Raw genomic sequence first — 17,261 nt, 5'->3', positions numbered from 1 at the left:
GGATTCGATGGCATGTGCAGGTGACTCGGGGGAGTACGACGGTGAATCGCCGCCTGTCCGTGGCGCTGGCCGCATACGGGGCCTGGAACCAGGCAGTCCTGCTCTTCGCGTTCGACCCGATGAAGCACCTGGTCATCGACACCCTTGCGCCCGGATCGAGGATCCCGGACGTCCGGGTGCTGGGGCTCTCGCTGGACGGCTTCGCGGTACACGACCTGGACCGGGCCGAAGGATGGCTGCCGCAAGCCGTGTTCGTCGTCCTGAGCGGCATCCTCACCTACGGCGTGTTCCGGGGTGCCCGGTGGATCAGGCCGCGGACGAGGACCGTGCTCGCCCTGGTGGGAGCCGTGCTCCTGGCCTCGGGGGTGGCCACGCTGATCGGCCCGCTTCTCGGCCCGGACGCGCGCTCGGCCGTGCCCACGTACGGCGAGTGGCTCGGCTACGCGCGGCTGGGAGCGGTGCCGGCCGCCGCTGCCCAGTTCGCGCTGGGCACCGTCTGGCTGCAGGTCGCCGTCTGGTCGCTGATCTGGCGCTACCGGCACGCGGCGGTCCTGGTGGAGTACCTGGGGACGACGGAGGGGCCCCAGGCCGAGGAGGCGCCGGTCCCCCTGCTCACGCAAGCCCGGGAGCGGCGGGATCTCGTGTGCGCCGCGCTGATCCCGACCGTACTGCTGGCCGTGGCGGGCGGTCCGTTCCTCCGGCACACCCGCGTGCGCCCGCTGGTCCAGTCGTCGTCGGGCACCTTCGATCCGGAGCTGTGGACCGCGTACCGCCCGCCTGCTGCCGTCGAGGAGTGGAGCGGCCTGCTCTACCCCGCGCTGCGCCTGCGGCCGGTCGGCACCGAACGGATCAGCGGCTGGATCGCGACCCTGGCCGTCTGCGCCGTCCTCCTCGTGGCGTCGGCGGTGGCGCTGCGATCCGTGGCCGGGCGGGTGGAGGCCGGACGCCGCCCGGCCGCGTCGGTGCGGCTGTTCATGCGGGGCTGGTACGTGACCCTGCTCGCCGCCGTCGCCGCCGCCTTCGTGGACGGCTGGCTGCTGCAGTGGTTCGCCCCGCGCCTCTCGGATCCCGAATCGGTGCGGCCCCTGTGGGTGGCCGTCGGCGACGCCGTACGGTTCGGCACCGCGTGGGGATGGGCCACGGGGGCCGCGTGTCTGGGGGCGGTGCTGTTGCTCACGCACCGCGGGCGCGAGGTGGCGCCCGCTGCGGATGTGGACGAGGGAGAGCTGAACGTTGCGCGGTAGCAGACGGGTCGCCCGCAGGTCGGACGCGCTCACCCGGGCGAGTGTGCGCCGGGGAGGGGCGCAGGGTCCGGCACGGGCCGATGCGCCACCGGGGCGGCTGCGGCATCTGAGGAGCCCGGCCACCTGGCTGGTGGGCATCCTGCTGGCCGTCGTCACCGTGACCTTCCAGGACGTGCTCACCGCGTCGGTCAGGACGATGCTGCCGCTGGACCGGGTGCCCGACCGGCTCTCGCCCCAGGGCGCCATCGACGTGGTCGAGGTCCGGAACGTCAAGGAGTTCGGGTTCTATCTGGCCCGCGGTGACACGGACGGAAAGCTTCGCGAGCGGCTCTCCTCGGACAGCCCCTGGCAGGAGGGGAACTTCGTCGACGTCGGGACCGCGGACTGGATGATCAGCTTGCAGGGCCGCGCGGCCCAGCAGGTCCGGATCACCGACATCGTCCCCGAGCTGGAGGGCGGCTCGTGCGGGGCGGCGCTGGGCGGCAGCCTCGTCCACGCTCCCTCGCAGGGGGTCATGGACGTCATTCCGCTGGAGGTGGCCGTGGACTCCCCGCAGCCACGGTTGAAGGCGATCGGGAAGGACGGCAGGAGCGCGGCACCGTTCTTCACCGGGGCCGCGGCCAAGCACATCACCCTGAACCAGAACGAGACCGAGGCGTTCATCGTCCACGCGACGTCGGACGAGGGGCACTGCCGCTGGCGCTACCGGGTCCACTACCAAGTCGCGGGAAGCGCGGCGGAGATGACGATCAGCGGCCCTGGTGGCAAGCCCTTCGAGCTGACCGGCGAACTGCGCGACACGTCCCGCTACAGCCATGTCTACTTCCCTCCCCTGGCATGCCGGTACCAGGGCGCCCGTCTGCCCCACACGTGGTACGAGCAGACGGGCGCGGAGTACGCCCGGGACCGGCGTGACGGCGAGGATCCTCCCTGCCCGGAGGACTGACCGCTCAGGAGTCGCCCACGGCCAGCCCCGAGCCCGTCAGCCGCACCCGGATGCCGTCCTCCCCGACGCGGACGTCCCGCAGCCGCACGTCCCCGTGCTCGGGCTCCGGCAGTTCGAAAGCCAGGGACAGCCGGTCGGCGAGGACCGGCCGGGTGAGCCCCGACAAGGCGTCGAGGAGGCCGGGGTCGAGGCCCAGGTCGCTGAGGACCTCCGGGTTGTCCTCGGCCAGGTCGATGAGGTCGAGGCTCTGGGCCTCGCGGGCGAAGCGCGGGGACCCGGTCAGCTTCGTGAGCGCGCCGTCGTCGCCCAGGCCCTCGCGGACGGTCGCCTCCGGCACCCCCAGCCGCTGCACGATCGCCGGGACCGACAGCAGCGCCTTCGCCTTGCGGGTCTCCCGGGCGAGATCGGCGGACGCCCCGGGCGTCAGGTGCAGGCCGTCCGAGGGGCGCGAGCCGGGACGGTAGGTCGCCACGTCCCCGATGTCCAGGCGCATGCCGCCGATGTCCGTGGCGATGCCCCGCTCGGCCTGCCGCCTGATCGTGGCCTCGGCGTGCAGCCGCAGGTCGTGGCCGGCGACCGGCAGGGTGCCCCGGGCCTCGACCCGGTCGCCGCCGTCACCGCTGAAGGTCACCTGGGAGGCGCCGAGTTCGCGGCTGAGGTCGTCGAAGGACAGCAGGACGTCGCCGTCGAGGCGGGAGACGTCGGCACCGCGCACCGAGGTGAGGCCGTCGGCGTTCAGCCGGATGTCGTGCGCCGTGGCCGACACCTTCGCCAGCGACACCCGGTCGGCCGCCACATCGGGCACGGTCACCTTCACCGAGTCCAGCTTCTTGTCCGCGAGTTGGGTCAGGAACGGGAATCCGCCGATCTCCACCTCGGGGGCCGCGGTCAGGTCGAGCCGGCTCTTGAGGGTGTCGGCCGCCTTCCGCTCGGCGAACAGCACGGCCCAGCGGTCCGCGAGGGCGACGAAGGCGACGAGGACGACCAGACCCACCACCGCCTTCGCGGCGAGCGGCAGCGCCGCGAAACGCCGGCGCCGACGGCCGCCGCGGCGGTCCGTGCGCGGGGGCCGTTCCCGCTCCCGCCCCGGCCTCCGCGCGGCGGCGCCTTCGCCCGCGGACCCGCCGGGGAGGCCGGCTTCAGGCGCTTCGGCGAGCGCTCCGAGCTCCTCGTAGGGGTTGCGGATCGCTGCGGAGCGGCCCTGGGGGTGGTGATGCTGGTCCGTGCGGTGCGGGGTGTGCATCACCTCATCCGAACATGAGAACCATCCCCGCACACAACCCGGACCCCCGGTAAGCGATCTAACTCACGATCAGTCCCCGGCCCCGTCACGCTGCGTGCGGACCGTCAGTTCGCTCACCCCCGTGGGCTTCCCGGCGTCCGCGGAGCGGACCGTCATCCGTACCTTCCGGGCCGTGTCACCGGTACGGAAGGGCCGCCACGCGCGGCCGTCCAGGGAGGTCTCCAGGGTGTGGGAGGCCGGGGCGACGTCCGTCCAGCGCGGGGTGAGCGCCGCGACACGGGTGACGTGGCGCAGGGCGACCGTCAGCGTGCCCGTCGCGCCGTCCGGTGACCAGGACGTCGCCGGGCTCCCGTCCACGGCCGCCTCGGCGTACAGACCCGGGGCCTCGGAGGTGGCCGTCGCGGGGCGGCAGCGGGCCGCGTCGGAGGTCGGGGCGAGGTCGGGGCGGCGGGTGGGGAGGGTGAGCGTGGAGGAGAGGCGGCGCGGGCCGGCCGGGGTGTGGACGGTGAAGGGCGCGCCGCCGGTGAGCCGGACCGTGGTCGTGCGGGGTCCGACGGCGATGTCGTAGGTGCGGCCCCGGTAGCGCAGTCCCGTCAGCTCCACGCCCTCACGGAGCTGCGGCGGCAGGAGCGGGTCGAGCCGTACGCCGTCCTCGCGCAGCCGGAGCCCCGTCAGACCGTGCGTGAAGACCTGGAGGAAGCCGCCCTTCCCGGTGAGGAAGTCCTCGGCGGGGAAGCCGGAGAGCGGGTCCTCGGCGCCGGACTTCTCCCCCCGCGCCTCGGAGAAGAGGTGGTACGGCCCGCGGACGAACGGGCGTACCGCGCGCCGGAGATAGGTGTACGTGGCGCAGCCCGGCTCCCCGATCGCGGCGGCGGCCGTCGCATGCACCGAGTCCGTCATCGCGGGGCCGTCCGGGTCGGTGCGGGCCGCGTAGTGGTCGAGGGTCGCGGCGGCGGCGCCCTCCTCCATCGGCCACTCCAGCGGGTGGATGAGCAGCACGGTGTCCGCCTGCTTGATGGTCGAGCCTAGGTAACCGGCGTACTGGAGGAACACCTTCCGCTCGGCGTCGTACGGGATGCGCAGCCCGTCGGCGACCCGGGTCCAGCCTGCGGGGGCCGGGTGGCCGAGCAGCTCCGCGGCGCGGGTGGCGTGGCGCAGGGCGGTGGCGGCGACCGCGTTGGTGAAGACGCCGTCGGTGACCCCGTTGCTGTACTCGTCCGGGCCCGCGACGTCCTTCACCGACCAGGTGCCGTCGGGGTTCGCCGTGGCCCGCGACTGCCAGAAGTCGGCGATGCCCTTCAGCAGCGGCCAGCCCCGGTCCGCCAGCCAGGCCCGGTCCCCCGTGGCCAGGTAGTACTGCTGGACGGCGAGCGCGATGTCACCCTGGAGGTGGTTCTGGGTGAGGCAGTGCGGCGGGTCCCAGCTCTGGCACTCGGCGTCGAGATCCCCCTTGCTCGCGCTGGTCCAGGGGTAGAACAGCCCCTCGTACCCCAGCTTCCGGGCGTTCGCGCGGGCGGCGTCCCGGGTGCGGTAGCGGTACTCGACGACGGAGCGGGCCAGTTCGGGGTCGGTGGCCAGCAGCCCCGGGTACATCCAGGTCTCGGCGTCCCAGAACACCAGACCGGCGTAGTTGTCGCTGGTGAGCCCGGCCGGGGCGATGCTGTCCGAGGAGTTCGGCCGGGTGCTGGCGAGCAGCCCGTACCGGGCGGCGCGCAGCCATGCCTGGAGGTCCGGGCTGCCCGGTGTCCTGACGTCGGACGCCCATGCCTCGCGCCAGGCCGCGGCGTTGGCGGAGAGGACCCCGGACCAGCCGCGGCGGGCGGCCCGGTCGGCCGCCGCCCCGGCCGAGGCTACCGGTGTGCGGGAGGTGAGGGCGGTGTCGACGCCGACGTACTTCTCGAAGGTGTACGTCCGGCCGGGTACGGCCCGGACCGTGCGGGTGCCGGTGGTGCCCCGCTGGGCGACCGCACCCTCCGTGCCCGTGCCGAGCGTGGTGAACGTGCCGTCGCCGGCCACCGTGACCCGGCGGGCCCCGCGTCCGTCCAGCCGGCCCGTGACCGTCGCCGTGCCGCTCCAGTGCGGGGTCATCCGCAGCCGCACGGCGCCGGTGTGCACGTCGGAGCGGTCGGTCAGGATCTCGTAGGCCAGGTCGGTCGCGCGGCCGTCGGCCGTGGTCCAGCGCAGGGAGGTGACCACGACGCCGCAGCGCAGGTGAAGGGTCTGCCGGTAGTGCGAGATCCGGCCGGCGGGGGTGGATGAACCGTACGTCTCGGAGCCGACGCGCACGTCCAGCGTGGTCCAGGACGGCAGTGCGGCGATCACCTCGCGGCCCCCGGCGAGCGCCCGGTCGCGGGCGTACAGCCCGGAGACGAAGGCCCCGTCGTACCGTGGGGTGTAGAGGGGCCAGCCCGTGTTCCCGCCCGTGGCGGCGTAACCGGCGCCGGTGGCGGGCACGCGGTGGCCCAGGTAGCCGTTGCCGACATAGGGGTCGTATCCCCCGGCCTCGCCGAAGGTGGTGGACGTCGGCGACCAGGAGGCGTCGGAGGCCGTCCCGGGCGCCCCGCACACGGGGGCGGGGGCCGGACCGGCGGCGTACGCGAGCGGCGGAGGGGCGATGAGCGTGCCCACGATCAAGGGCGTGACGAGGGAGAGGCGCGAGAGGCTCACCCCCCGAAGGTAGGGAAGGCCGCGCCACCGGTGCGGTACCGGCGCGCGGGACGAGCGGACCGGTCCAGGCCGGGGTCAGGAGAACGGCATGTCGTATCCGGAACCTGTCTACACGGACGGCACGGGCGAGATCAGCGCCCGCTACCGCCCGGCGGGCACCACCCCGAATCTGCTGACACGCTCCGGCGGCAGCACCCACTACCTGGCCACCTCGGAGTCGACGCACGGCGCATTCGGTCTCTACCGGATCGACATGGGCCCCAGGGCGGGCGGCCCGGCCGAGCACTTCCACCGGTCGATCTCGGAGTCGTTCTTCGTCCTCGACGGGACGGTGCGGATCTACGACGGCCGGCAGTGGGCCGACACCGTGCCGGGGGACTTCGTGTACGTGCCCCAGGGCGGCCTGCACGCCTTCCGCAACGACTCCGGGGAGCCCGCCTCGATGCTGCTGCTCTTCACACCGGGGGCGCCTCGCGAGGAGTACTTCGAGAAGGTGGGGCAGGTCTCCGACTGGCCGGAGAAGGAGCGGGCGGAGTTCTTCTTCCGGCACGACACCTACTGGACGCAGTGACCGCTCCCGGGCCCCGGGAGCCCCGGAGCGCGCAGGGGCCCGGGGCGGTCGCGTTCAGGCCGCGAGACCCGTCTTGAGGCCGGCCCCGCAGAGCGGGACGACCACGCTCCGCTCCGTCTCGCCCCCCACGGCCGCCCAGCAGGCGACCCCGGTCGTCTCGACGAAGAAGCCCCGGGCGGCCAAATCCTTCTGTGCCGCCCTGATCTGCTCCTCCGTCACCGTCAGGAAGGTGCCGCCCGACTCCCGGACGGCGGCCAGGATCTGACGCGCGCGGGGCGGGCGGGGAATGGCGATCCCCTCGGCCAGGGTGGGCGCCACCCCCTCCGGGGCACCGGACAGGTCCTCCGCCCCCGCCCGGAACGCCGCGGCGAGCGGGGACACGGCCTCGGCCTGTACGGCGATCAGGGCGGGGCGGCGGTCGATCAGGCCGTGGGCGAGGAGCTCTCCGATGGCGAGCGCCGCGCCGAGGAGCAGGGTGCCGTTGCCGACGGGTACGGCGATGGCGTCGGGCAGGGTGCCGCCCAGGTCCTCCCAGATCTCGTAGACGTACGTCTTCGTGCCGTGGAGGAAGTACGGGTTGAAGACGTGCGAGGCGTAGAAGGTGCCCGGTGCCCCGGCTGCGGCGCGGGCGGCCACGGCCGTGGCCTCGCGCCCGCCGGGCACGGTCTCCAGGCGGGCGCCGTGGGCGCGGATCTGCTCGGTCTTCTTGGGAGAGGTCCCCTCGGGGACGTACACCGTGCACGGCAGCCCGGCGCGGGCGCAGTACGCGGCGACCGCCGTCCCCGCGTTGCCGCTGCTGTCCGCGACGACCTGGTCCGGGGACAGCCTGCGGGCCAGCTCGGCCAGCATCACCGCGCCGCGGTCCTTGAAGGAGAGCGTGGGCATCAGGAAGTCGAGCTTGGCCGAGACCCGGTCCGTGAGCGGGACGAGCGGGGTCCGGCCCTCGCCGAGGGAGACCGCCGGCCCGGCGAGCGGGAGGGCCTCCTCGTAGCGCCACAGCGAGTTGACGCGACCGCCGAGCGCGTCGGGGCGGACCGGCCGCAGGGCCCCGGTGTCGAGGTCCCACGGGCCTCCGCAGGCCGGGCAGCACCAGGCGGTCGTCGTGGACGGGGCCCGTGCCCCGTCCCGGGGACAGAGGTAGGCCGCCTCGGGCATCCGTGTATCAGACATGAGGCGAATGTAGGACGCCGGTACGTGCCGGATCCAGCAGCGGTGGGGACCGCACGGGGTCCCGTGCGGTCCCCACCGGGGGTCAGCGCCTGCCCAGCCCCCGGTCGACCGCGGCCATCAGCTCGCCGTCGTCCGTGTCGCCGTCCAGCGACCAGAACATCGCCCCGCCGAGCCCGCGGTCGCGGATGTACGAGGTCTTGGCGCGCAGGACCTGCGGATCGTCGTACGTCCACAGGGTCGTGCCGTCGAACAGCCAGGCGTGGCCGTTGCGGGTGTCCCGGTGCACGGTGTACTGCCCCGAATCGGCCAGCTTCTTCAGTGCCTTGTAGTCCTCGTAGCCCGCGGCGTACGTGGCCGGCGCGGGCGCCGCTGCGGGCTGTCCGAGCCCGTCGCCGCCGCCCGTGACACCGGTCCAGCCCTGCCCGTAGAACGGCATGCCCATCACGAGCTTGCGGGCCGGCGCGCCGCGCCTGATCCAGTCACGGACCGTCTGGTCGACGCTGAAGTCGCCCCTGGCGTACAGCGCGGACTGCTGGGCGGTCGTCTTCTCGCCGGAGACGTGGAAGTCGTAGCCCTGGAGGTTGACGAAGTCGAAGTCCCGCATGATGCGCGGCACGTCGAAGCCCGCGTCGATCTTGGCGGGGGCGGTGGGGACGAAGGCGGACAGCTCGTAGTGCTTCGCCTCGGACCTCCCCTTCCGGCTGCTCTTCGCATAGGCGTCGAGCTGGGTGCGGAACTCGTGGACCAGGGCCGTGAAGTTCCTCTTGTCCTCGGGGCGGTACACCGTGTCCGTGTCGCCGGCCGAGCCGGGCCACTCCCAGTCGAGGTCGATGCCGTCGAAGAGGCCGGCCGCCGCTCCGTCGCCTCCGCGCGCACCGTCCACCGGGAGGTCGCCCTTGATGTACAGGTCGATGCAGGAGGAGACGAGTGCCTTGCGGGAGGCCGCGGTGCGGGCCGCATCCGAGAAGTGGGTGGACCAGCTCCAGCCGCCCAGGGAGATCATCACCTTGAGCCCGGGGTGCGCGGCCTTGAGCTCGCGCAGCTGGTTGAAGTTGCCCGCGAGCGCCTGCGTGTCGGTGTCGGCGACGCCGTCGACCGATCCCGCGGCGTCCAGCGGACGGGCGTAGTCCGCCCAGGCGTCCGCCTCGCCGGGCACGTTGCCCGTGAAGCAGCGGCCCTCGGCGCTGACGTTGCCGAACGCGTAGTTGATGTGGGTGAGCTTCTCCGCGGTGCCGCTGGTGTCCAGGTCCTTGACCTGGAAGTCACGCCCGTAGACGCCCCATTGGGTGAAGTATCCGACGGTGCGGTACGCGCGGTCGTGGTGGCCCGGCCCCCGGTCGTGACCGGCCGGACCGGCCGTGGCGGCGGGGGCGAGGCCGGCCAGCAGGGTGAGGGCGCAGGCGGCGGTGGTCAGTCCGGTCAGGGTTCTTCGGCGCATGGGGCTCGTTCCTGTGCGTGGTCCCGGACGGGTTCCGGGTGCTGGTTCCGGGTGCTGGTTCCGCGCTGTTCGCGGGGGAGTTGTCCGTGTGCGGGAAAGGCCTTCGGGAGCCGTGCTGTGCACAGGAAGGTATTGGTCTGGACCAAAAACGGTCAAGGGGTCGCGTACCGTCCGCGGATACCTCGGCCAGGTATGCGCAGGTGGGCGAGGAATCATCACTTCGAGTGAAACTCTGGCCCCTGCTTGCGGTTCTCAACCCACGGTTGCCACGCTGTCGCTGTCTGTCAACCTGTTGGGAGTGGCCTGTGCCTTTCGGTGAGCAGCCCGCCTATCTGCGCGTGGCGAGCGATCTCAGGGAGAAGATCGTCAACGGCGCGCTGCCGCCTCATACCCGGCTGCCGTCGCAGGCCCGTATCCGCGAGGAGTACGGGGTCTCGGACACCGTGGCGCTGGAGGCGCGCAAGGTGCTGATGGCCGAGGGCCTCGTCGAGGGGCGGTCGGGCTCGGGCACCTATGTGCGGGCGCGTCCGGTCCCGCGCCGGATCGCCCGCTCCGGATACCGGCCGGGGGCGGGTGCCAGCCCGTTCCGCCAGGAGCAGACGGCGGAAGGGGTGCGGGGGACCTGGGAGTCCCGCAGCGAGCAGGAGGGGGCGAGCGCCGAGATCGCCGAGCGGCTCGGGATCGAGCCGGGCGACCGGGTGATGCGCACGAGGTACGTCTTCCGGGAGGCGGGTGAGCCGATGATGCTCTCCACGTCCTGGGAGCCCCTGGCCGTCACGGGGCGCACCCCGGTGATGCTTCCGGAGGAGGGCCCCCTCGGCGGCTGCGGCGTGGTCGACCGCATGGCGGCGATCGACGTCGTCGTGGACAACGTCGCCGAGGAGGTCGGCGCGCGCCCGGGGCTGGCGGAGGAGCTCCTGGCGCTCGGCGGCGTGCCGGGGCATGTGGTGATGGTGATCGGGCGGACGTACTACGCGTCGGGCCGCGCGGTCGAGACGGCTGACGTCGTGGTCCCCGCCGACCGCTACCGGATTGCCTACCATCTGCCCGTCAAATGACGGCTGGGGAGGCGGTGGTGACAGGTGGGGCGGCCGCGGTGACCGCTGGGGGCGACACGCTGTCCGCCGCACGTGATCCGGAGTTAACGCTCCCGCGCCCCCCGTAACAGGCGGGCAACCGTCCGCCGTCACAGCTTGTCATGTCCAAACTCTAACTTCCCGTGGGTCACCGCACACCGGACCGACGAACGGGAAGTCACCGATGACGGACATCGCACCGCCCATGACGGGCGAGGCGCCGCGACCGGAGCCGCAGGAAGGCCCCGGGGCGCCCCGACGCAGCTACGCCAAGCTCGCGGCCGACGAGAGCCGCGAGGACTACTCGCTCCGTTACGCGCCGCACTCCTTCCGGCGCTGGTCGCCCTCGATGGTCGCGGGGACGGCGCTCGGCGGCATCGCGTACCTGGCCGACTTCGCGATCGGTGCGTCGATCGTCTTCACCTACGGATTCACCAGCGGGTTCGCCTCGATCCTGGCCGCGGCGGCGATCATCTTCCTCACAGGTGTCCCGATCGCCCGGGCCTGTGCGAAGTACGGCCTGGACATGGACCTGGTCACCCGGGGGGCGGGCTTCGGGTACTTCGGCTCGACGCTGACCTCCCTGATCTACGCGTCCTTCACCTTCATCTTCTTCGCCCTCGAAGGCTCGATCATGGCGCAGGCCATGCATCAGGCCGTCGGGCTCCCCGTCGAAGTCGGCTACCTGGTCACCACGCTGATCGTCATCCCGATCGTGTTCCGGGGCATGGGCGCGCTGGCCAAGGTGCAGGCCTGGACCCAGCCGGTCTGGATCATCGGCATGGTGCTGCCGTTCGTGGTGCTCGCCTTCGAAGCGCCGGACTCCTGGGGTGCCTTCGGATCCTTCACGGGCACGGAGGGGGCGAGCCCGGGCTTCTCCTGGATCGCCTTCGGGCTGGGTACGGGTGTCGCGCTCTCGCTCATCGCCCAGATCGGCGAACAGGCCGACTACCTGCGCTTCATGCCCGCCAGGACCGAGGCCAACAAGCGCCGGTGGAACCTCGCCGTCCTCGCCGCAGGACCCGGCTGGGTCATCATCGGCGCCGCGAAGCAGCTCGGGGGTGCCTTCCTCGCCTTCGTCGCGCTGGAGGCGGTCGGCAAGACGCACGCCCTGGAGCCGATCGCCCCGCAGATCGAGGCCCTGAAGCCGTGGCTCGGCTCGTTCGCGCTCCCGGCCGCTGCCCTCTTCGTGATCGTCTCCCAGATCAAGATCAACGTGACGAACGCCTACAGCGGCTCGCTGTCCTGGTCGAACTTCTTCTCCCGGATCACGCACAGGCACCCGGGCCGGGTCTGGTACATCTTCCTCAATCTCGTCATCGCGCTGACGCTGATGGAGATGAACATGTTCGCCGCCCTCAACAAGCTGCTGGGCTTCTACTCCAACGTGGGCATCGCCTGGATCGCGGCCGTCGCCGCCGACCTCGTCATCAACAAGCGGATCGGGCTGAGCCCCCGTTACATCGAGTTCAAGCGCGCCTATCTCCACGCGGTCAACCCGGCCGGCTTCGGGGCGATGGTGATCGCGTCGACCGTGTCGATCCTCGCCTTCTTCGGGCTGTTCGGCCGGTACGCCGAGGCCTTCTCCACCTTCATCGCGGCCGGGCTGTCCCTGATCCTCTGCCCGTTGATCGCCTGGCTGACGAAGGGGAAGTACTACCTCGCCCGGCCGAACCCGGTGAACGGCCCGGGTGTCGAGATCGCCGACATCACCGCCACCCACACCTGCGCCGTCTGCGAGACCGCCTACGAACTGCCGGACATCGCGGACTGCCCGGTGCAGTCCGGCCCGATCTGCTCCCTGTGCTGCTCGCTGGACGCGGAATGCGGGGACGTCTGCCGCACGGAACCGGCGGCAGGCCCGGTGCTGATGCCCCTGCCGACCGTACGGAACCCGGCCGGCTGAACCGGCCGGCGCGGGCGAAGGGGGCGCATTCGGGAGCGTGCGCCCCCTTTGGTGTGGCCGGATGCGTGTCTCTTTGTGTAAACACGCATCCGCTGAGTGAAGGTCAGGCGTACGCTCGGGCATATGCGTACTGCGGTTTCCTGGGGATCCTTAGAGACGTGCACGCCAGTGGGGAGAGGGGCGAGATGCCGGAGAGGGATGCGATGACGGACAGCGGCGCCGTGCTCCCCTGGCTGGTGATCAGACAGGACGACAACGGCAACAGGTACCGCGTCGGCCGCTATGCGACGCAGGACGAGGCACAGAAGATCGCGGACGGCCTCGACCGGCACGGACACAAGCAGCTCTACTGGGTGGAGCGAACGAGCCGGAGTGCGCACCCGTAGAGGGCGGAGGACCACCGGCTACGCTCCGGCACATGAGTGATTCCGTGGTGGTGGCCGGAGCTGTCTGTGACGGCGGGCGGCTCCTGGCCGCCCGCCGCAGCGCCCCGCCGGAGCTGGCCGGGCGCTGGGAGCTGCCGGGCGGCAAGCTGGAGCCGGGGGAGAGCGGCGAGCAGGCGCTCGTGCGGGAGCTCCGCGAGGAGCTCGGCGTGGAGGCGGAGCCGCTGGAGCGCGTCCCGGGGGAGTGGCCCCTGAAACCCGGCTACGTGCTCCGGGTCTGGACCGTCCGGCTGCTGTCGGGCGAGCCCGCGCCCCTGGAGGACCACGACGAGCTGCGCTGGCTCCCCCTGGACGAGACGGACACCGTCGACTGGCTGGACCAGGACCGCCCGGCCGTGGCCGAGGCGGTACGCCGTCTGCGGGAGGCGTCGCGAGGCTGAGCCGCGCCCCCGCCCGGCGCCCGGGGGGTTGCTGACGCCGTGTTCCCTCCTCCGGCGTGCCCGATCTCCCCTTCCGCTTCCACGGGTGGTGTGCACCCGTACGCACCATGCGCCACGGTGTGCGATAGGTTGAGTCATTTATCGGGTATGTGCCGGTTAGGCCCTTTTGGACAGGGCGCGCCCTTGCTGCCGGCCCTGGGAAGTGATCGGCGTGACCGATACCGACGGCGACTGCGCCGAGTGGAGCTTTCCGGCGGTGCCGGGCTCCGTGCGCAGCGCCAGGCACGCGGTCCGTGACGCATTGCACTCCTGGGGGTACGACGCCTCGGTGGGCGACCTCGCCGTACTGCTCGTCAGCGAACTGGTGACCAATTCCCTGCGCTACGCCTCGGGGCCCATCGGGGTCCGGCTGGTGCGGCCGCGTCCCGGCGGTGACGGGTCCGCCCAGGGGGCCCACGGGCACGGTCTGCTGGTGGAGGTCTCCGATCCGGTTCCGGATCCGCCCACCGAACGCACGGCCGGACCCGAGGACGAAGGAGGGCGCGGGCTGCAGCTCGTGGCTTGTTCCGCACGTCGTTGGGGGACCCGGCGCGGAAAGAGCGGCAAGACCGTGTGGTTCGAGCTCGCTCTGCCTGGTTAGGAGTGTGGAGGGACGCACAGCGATCACCGGAGGTCGGGCAGAACCTGGCTGAAAGGTACTGAGACCGTGCTGTGATCGTGAACGCCGTGCCGGTGAGGCCCGTAGTGCTGAATACTGCGGGCAGGACCGGTCCGGTGTGTGAGCTGGAGGGGACGGTCGCGTGAGCGAGATACCTGGGACAGCGGGCGACGTCATGTGGCAGAGCAGCCCGCCTGGCTCGATCTATGACTACATCAGGGTCGCCTCATTCTCGATCGGGCCCGACGGGCTGATCGAGCAGTGGAGCCGGCGGGCCGCCGGCCTCTTCGGCATGACCTCCGCCGAGGTGGTGGGCAAGGACCCGGTCGAGGCCTTCATGCCTGCCGAGTTGCGCCCGGGCGCGCACAGGCGGGTCGGCGAGATACTCGACGGCAAGGAGTGGACGGGCCTCGTCCCGTTCCGGATCCCGGGCGAGAACGCGGTCCGCGGTCTCGCCGAGATCTACGTCATGCCGAGCGAGACGGGGGCCGGTGAACGTGCCGCCCTCTGCATCGTCGTCGATGTCAGAGCGCTGCGGCGCATCGAGACGGACCTCGCCGCCTCGCAGGCGATTTTCGGTCAATCTCCCTTCGGCTTCGTCCTCTTCGGTACCGATTTCACCGTCGTGCGGGCCAACAAGCGCTTCGCCACCGTCTTCGGGGGCGAGGCCGACGACCACCGCGGCCGCACGGTCGGGGACTACCTGGCCCGCCCCGAGGCCGAGCGTCTCTCCGCCACGCTCGAACGGGTGCTGGAGACCGGTGACGCGGTCACCGACCTGCAGCTCGTCGGCACTCCGCCCGGCTCACCGGGCCGGCGCCACTGGTCCATGAACCTCTACCGGGTGCACAGCGGGTCCGGGCGCCCCGTCGGCATCGCCGGACTCGCCACCGACGTCACGCAGCGGCACATCGCCGCCCGCGAGGCGGCCAGCGCCCGCCGCAACCTCGCCCTGCTCAACGAGGCCAGCGCGCGCATCGGCAACTCCCTCGACCTGGAGACCACCGCCCGCGAACTGCTCGACGTCGCCGTGCCCGGCTTCTGCGACCTCGCCTCCGTCGACCTGTACCAGGGGCTGCTCACCGGTGAGGAGGCCTCACCCGCCAGCTGGGGCGGGCACCACCAGGAATCCGGCACCGGCTCGGCGGAGCTGCGGAGGGTGGCCCATGCCAGTGCCGTCTCCGACGCCCTCCCGGCGGGCCTCCCCGGCGCGGGCGCCGAGGCCGGGGAGGACCCGGGACAGCCCGCCCTGGGCTCGGTCCACCGCTACCCCTTCCACTCGCCCTGCGCCGTCGCCCTGCGCACCGGGCGCGCCGAGGACGTGCCGGGGGACGAGCGGGGATTCGTGCACTCCACCCTCGCCGTGCCGATGGTCGCGCACGACGTCGTCGTCGGCCTCGTCCAGTTCTCCCGCACCAAGGGCAGCGAGCCCTTCGGCGAGCGGGACCGCGCCCTGGCCACCGAGCTCGCGGCCCGCGCCGCCGTCTGCATCGACAACGCCCGCCTCTACCGCCGGGAGCACGAGCGGGCGCTGATCCTCCAGCGGAGCCTGCTCCCGCCGGGCGACCCCGAGGCCGCCGGCCTCGACATCGCCTGCCGCTACCTCCCGGGCAACACGGCCACCGAGGTCGGCGGCGACTGGTTCGACGTGATCGAGCTCCCCGGACACCGCACGGCCCTGGTCGTCGGCGACGTGATGGGCCGTGGACTGCGGGCCGCCGTCGCGATGGGCGAACTGCGCACCGCCGTACGCACGCTGGCCCTCCTGGACCTGGAACCCGCCGAGGTGCTCTCCGCCCTGGACGAGGTGGCGCGCGGTCTCGGCACCCCGGGCGGCGGCGAGCGGAGCGACGGCTTCGGCGCGGGCGGCGGCGCCCAGTGGCCCTCCCGGGCCGCCCACAAGTCGCGCGAGGCCGACCTCTCCGAGGTCTACCTGGCGACCTGCGTCTACGCGGTGTACGACCCGGTCACCCGGCGGTGCACCTTCGCCAACGCCGGACACCTCCCCCCGGTCGTCGCCGAACCGGGCGAGCCCGCGCTGCTCCTGGACGTACCGCCGGGCATGCCGCTCGGCGTCGGCGGCGAACCCTTCGAGGAGGTCGAGGTGGAGCTCAAGGAGGGGTCCCTCCTCGCCCTCTACACCGACGGGCTCGTCGAGTCCCGCGACCATCCGCTGGACGAGGGCCTCGACACGTTCCGGCGGGCACTCGCCGAACCGTCCCAGCCGCTCGAGGACGTCTGCGACCACGTGCTGTCGACCCTCGACACCCGGCACGGCGAGGACGACATCGCCCTGCTGATGGCCCGTATCCAAGGGCTGGCACCGGACGCCGTGGGGGACTGGCGGCTCCCGCGCGAGCTGCGGTCCGTCGCCCGCGCCCGGGAGCTGGCCCGCGAGCAGCTCACCGCCTGGGGCCTGGACGACCTGGTGGACACCACCGAACTGCTCGTCAGCGAGCTCGTCACCAACGCCCTGCGCTACGGCGAGGGCGAGATCCGCCTCAGGCTGCTCCGCGACCGCACCCTCGTCTGCGAGGTCTGGGACGCGGGCCTCGTCCAGCCGCGGCGCCGGCGTGCGCGCGACACCGACGAGGGCGGGCGCGGACTGCAACTGGTCGGCCTGCTCAGCGCCGCCTGGGGCTCGCGGCGCACCCCGCGCGGCAAGACGGTCTGGTTCGAGCTGGCGCTGCCCGACGGAGAGCCCGCCCCGGAGCTCTCCGTGGAGCAGCTGCTGAGCATGTACTGACCGGGCGTACGAGGAGATCCCGGCCGCCTCCCGGAGCGGGCTCCGCTCACGAAGCGGACTTCAGGGCGGCGAGCCGGGCCTCGATCTCCGCGCTGTCCCCGAGGCTGTCCAACTGCTCGAACTGGGCGTCCAGGGACGACGCGGCGAGCTCCTGCTTGCCCACCGCCCGCGCCTCCTCGCGCCGCACCTTGTCCTCGAAGCGGCCGAGTTCGCTCGTCGGGTCCATGACGTCGATGCTCTTGACCGCGTCCATCATCCGGTTCTGCGCCCGGGCCGAGGCCGCGCGCGCGACCAGTTCGTCGCGCTTGGACTTCAGCTGCGTCAGCTTCTCCTTCATCTGGTCCAGGCCCGACTTCAGCTTGTCCACCACCACGGTCTGCGAGGCGATCGTCGGCTCCGCCGTCTTCGCCTCCTGCTCCGACCGGAGCTGCCGCCCCAGAGCGACCTTCGCGAGGTTGTCGAACGTGTCGGCCTCCGCGCCCGCCGACGCGGCCCGCAGCTCGTCGGCCTTCCTGCTGGCGGCCAGCGCCTTCTGGCCCCACTCCCTGGCCGCGTCGACGTCCTCCCGGTGGTCCTCCTCCATCAGCCGCAGGTTGCCGATGGTGGCGGCCACCGCCTGCTCGGCCTCCGCGATGTTGTCCGTGTAGTCGCGGATCAGCTGGTCCAGCATCTTCTGCGGGTCCTCCGCCTGGTCGATCAGGGCGTTGATGTTGGCGCGTGCCAGCTGGGTGACGCGGCCGAGTACGGTCTGCTTGCTCATGGCACCTCTCCTT

General features: G+C 72.4%; 14 protein-coding genes. 9 read left to right on the top strand and 5 right to left on the bottom strand.

Annotation, left to right across the window (positions count from 1 at the left end; genetic code table 11):
• Positions 1 to 41 precede the first annotated feature (41 nt).
• Together ACFC51_RS03285 and ACFC51_RS03280 are read left to right on the top strand one after the other, a co-directional pair.
• On the top strand, positions 42 to 1,244 hold the full coding sequence (locus tag ACFC51_RS03285; protein ID WP_376526764.1) for a hypothetical protein: 1,203 nt from the start codon (positions 42 to 44) through the stop codon (positions 1,242 to 1,244).
• Positions 1,234 to 2,190: a hypothetical protein gene (locus ACFC51_RS03280; RefSeq protein WP_376372263.1), complete on the top strand. Its 957-nt coding sequence runs from the start codon at positions 1,234 to 1,236 to the stop codon at positions 2,188 to 2,190. The genes ACFC51_RS03285 and ACFC51_RS03280 overlap by 11 nt, the downstream gene beginning before the upstream one ends.
• A 4-nt stretch (positions 2,191 to 2,194) precedes the next feature.
• Here the strand turns inward: ACFC51_RS03280 and ACFC51_RS03275 are convergent, their stop codons facing one another.
• Both ACFC51_RS03275 and ACFC51_RS03270 read right to left on the bottom strand, forming a co-directional pair.
• Entirely contained in the window at positions 2,195 to 3,433 is a 1,239-nt protein-coding gene (locus tag ACFC51_RS03275) for a DUF2993 domain-containing protein (RefSeq protein ID WP_376372266.1), read from the bottom strand.
• Between the two features lie 69 nt (positions 3,434 to 3,502).
• Positions 3,503 to 6,100, bottom strand: coding sequence for a glycosyl hydrolase family 65 protein (locus ACFC51_RS03270; protein WP_376526761.1), 2,598 nt, complete (start codon positions 6,098 to 6,100; stop codon positions 3,503 to 3,505).
• A gap of 88 nt (positions 6,101 to 6,188) precedes the next feature.
• Here ACFC51_RS03270 and ACFC51_RS03265 point away from each other — a divergent pair, with 88 nt between their 5' ends.
• The gene (locus tag ACFC51_RS03265; RefSeq protein ID WP_376372271.1) at positions 6,189 to 6,671 is read left to right on the top strand and encodes a cupin domain-containing protein; all 483 of its coding nucleotides are present in this window, start codon (positions 6,189 to 6,191) and stop codon (positions 6,669 to 6,671) included.
• A 54-nt stretch (positions 6,672 to 6,725) separates the two neighbouring features.
• On the opposite strand, the gene ACFC51_RS03260 is transcribed toward ACFC51_RS03265, so the two are convergent.
• Positions 6,726 to 7,841, bottom strand: coding sequence for a threonine synthase (locus tag ACFC51_RS03260; protein WP_376372274.1), 1,116 nt, complete (start codon positions 7,839 to 7,841; stop codon positions 6,726 to 6,728).
• 82 nt (positions 7,842 to 7,923) lie between these two features.
• A complete protein-coding gene (locus tag ACFC51_RS03255) occupies positions 7,924 to 9,279 on the bottom strand; it encodes a glycoside hydrolase family 18 protein (RefSeq protein ID WP_376372277.1) in 1,356 nt (451 codons plus the stop codon).
• Positions 9,280 to 9,584: 305 nt separating this feature from the next.
• On the opposite strand from ACFC51_RS03255, the gene ACFC51_RS03250 reads away from it, so the two are divergent.
• The 6 genes from ACFC51_RS03250 (at position 9,585) to ACFC51_RS03225 (ending at position 16,488) form a co-directional block, all read left to right on the top strand.
• Positions 9,585 to 10,337 carry a GntR family transcriptional regulator gene (locus ACFC51_RS03250; RefSeq protein WP_376372279.1) on the top strand — a complete coding sequence of 251 codons (753 nt, stop codon included), beginning with the start codon at positions 9,585 to 9,587 and terminating at the stop codon, positions 10,335 to 10,337.
• Between the two features lie 202 nt (positions 10,338 to 10,539).
• A complete protein-coding gene (locus ACFC51_RS03245) occupies positions 10,540 to 12,261 on the top strand; it encodes a purine-cytosine permease family protein (RefSeq protein ID WP_376372281.1) in 1,722 nt (573 codons plus the stop codon).
• A 203-nt stretch (positions 12,262 to 12,464) separates the two neighbouring features.
• Positions 12,465 to 12,647: an SPOR domain-containing protein gene (locus tag ACFC51_RS03240; RefSeq protein WP_376372414.1), complete on the top strand. Its 183-nt coding sequence runs from the start codon at positions 12,465 to 12,467 to the stop codon at positions 12,645 to 12,647.
• Positions 12,648 to 12,679: 32 nt separating this feature from the next.
• A complete protein-coding gene (locus ACFC51_RS03235; RefSeq protein WP_376372284.1) occupies positions 12,680 to 13,084 on the top strand; it encodes a (deoxy)nucleoside triphosphate pyrophosphohydrolase in 405 nt (134 codons plus the stop codon).
• 202 nt (positions 13,085 to 13,286) lie between these two features.
• Entirely contained in the window at positions 13,287 to 13,724 is a 438-nt protein-coding gene (locus ACFC51_RS03230; protein ID WP_376526758.1) for an ATP-binding protein, read from the top strand.
• Between the two features lie 193 nt (positions 13,725 to 13,917).
• Complete coding sequence (locus tag ACFC51_RS03225) at positions 13,918 to 16,488, top strand: SpoIIE family protein phosphatase (protein WP_376372416.1); 2,571 nt, start codon at positions 13,918 to 13,920, stop codon at positions 16,486 to 16,488.
• A 46-nt stretch (positions 16,489 to 16,534) separates the two neighbouring features.
• Here ACFC51_RS03225 and ACFC51_RS03220 read toward each other — a convergent pair whose 3' ends face one another.
• A complete protein-coding gene (locus ACFC51_RS03220; RefSeq protein WP_376372290.1) occupies positions 16,535 to 17,248 on the bottom strand; it encodes a PspA/IM30 family protein in 714 nt (237 codons plus the stop codon).
• Positions 17,249 to 17,261 lie beyond the last annotated feature (13 nt).

This window comes from Streptomyces sp. NPDC055962 (assembly GCF_042270185.1).
Taxonomy (GTDB): Bacteria; Actinomycetota; Actinomycetes; order Streptomycetales; family Streptomycetaceae; genus Streptomyces.
The sequence above is the reverse complement of the archived record's forward strand: the minus strand, read 5'-3'. Positions and strand labels throughout refer to the sequence as shown.

Coding starts and splice junctions, on each gene's coding strand:
- ACFC51_RS03275 (WP_376372266.1), bottom strand. CDS start 3,433: ATGCACACCCCGCACCGCACGGACCAGCATCACCACCCCCAGGGCCGC.
- ACFC51_RS03255 (WP_376372277.1), bottom strand. CDS start 9,279: ATGCGCCGAAGAACCCTGACCGGACTGACCACCGCCGCCTGCGCCCTC.
- ACFC51_RS03225 (WP_376372416.1), top strand. CDS start 13,918: ATGTGGCAGAGCAGCCCGCCTGGCTCGATCTATGACTACATCAGGGTC.
- ACFC51_RS03265 (WP_376372271.1), top strand. CDS start 6,189: ATGTCGTATCCGGAACCTGTCTACACGGACGGCACGGGCGAGATCAGC.
- ACFC51_RS03240 (WP_376372414.1), top strand. CDS start 12,465: ATGACGGACAGCGGCGCCGTGCTCCCCTGGCTGGTGATCAGACAGGAC.
- ACFC51_RS03235 (WP_376372284.1), top strand. CDS start 12,680: ATGAGTGATTCCGTGGTGGTGGCCGGAGCTGTCTGTGACGGCGGGCGG.
- ACFC51_RS03245 (WP_376372281.1), top strand. CDS start 10,540: ATGACGGACATCGCACCGCCCATGACGGGCGAGGCGCCGCGACCGGAG.
- ACFC51_RS03260 (WP_376372274.1), bottom strand. CDS start 7,841: ATGTCTGATACACGGATGCCCGAGGCGGCCTACCTCTGTCCCCGGGAC.
- ACFC51_RS03220 (WP_376372290.1), bottom strand. CDS start 17,248: ATGAGCAAGCAGACCGTACTCGGCCGCGTCACCCAGCTGGCACGCGCC.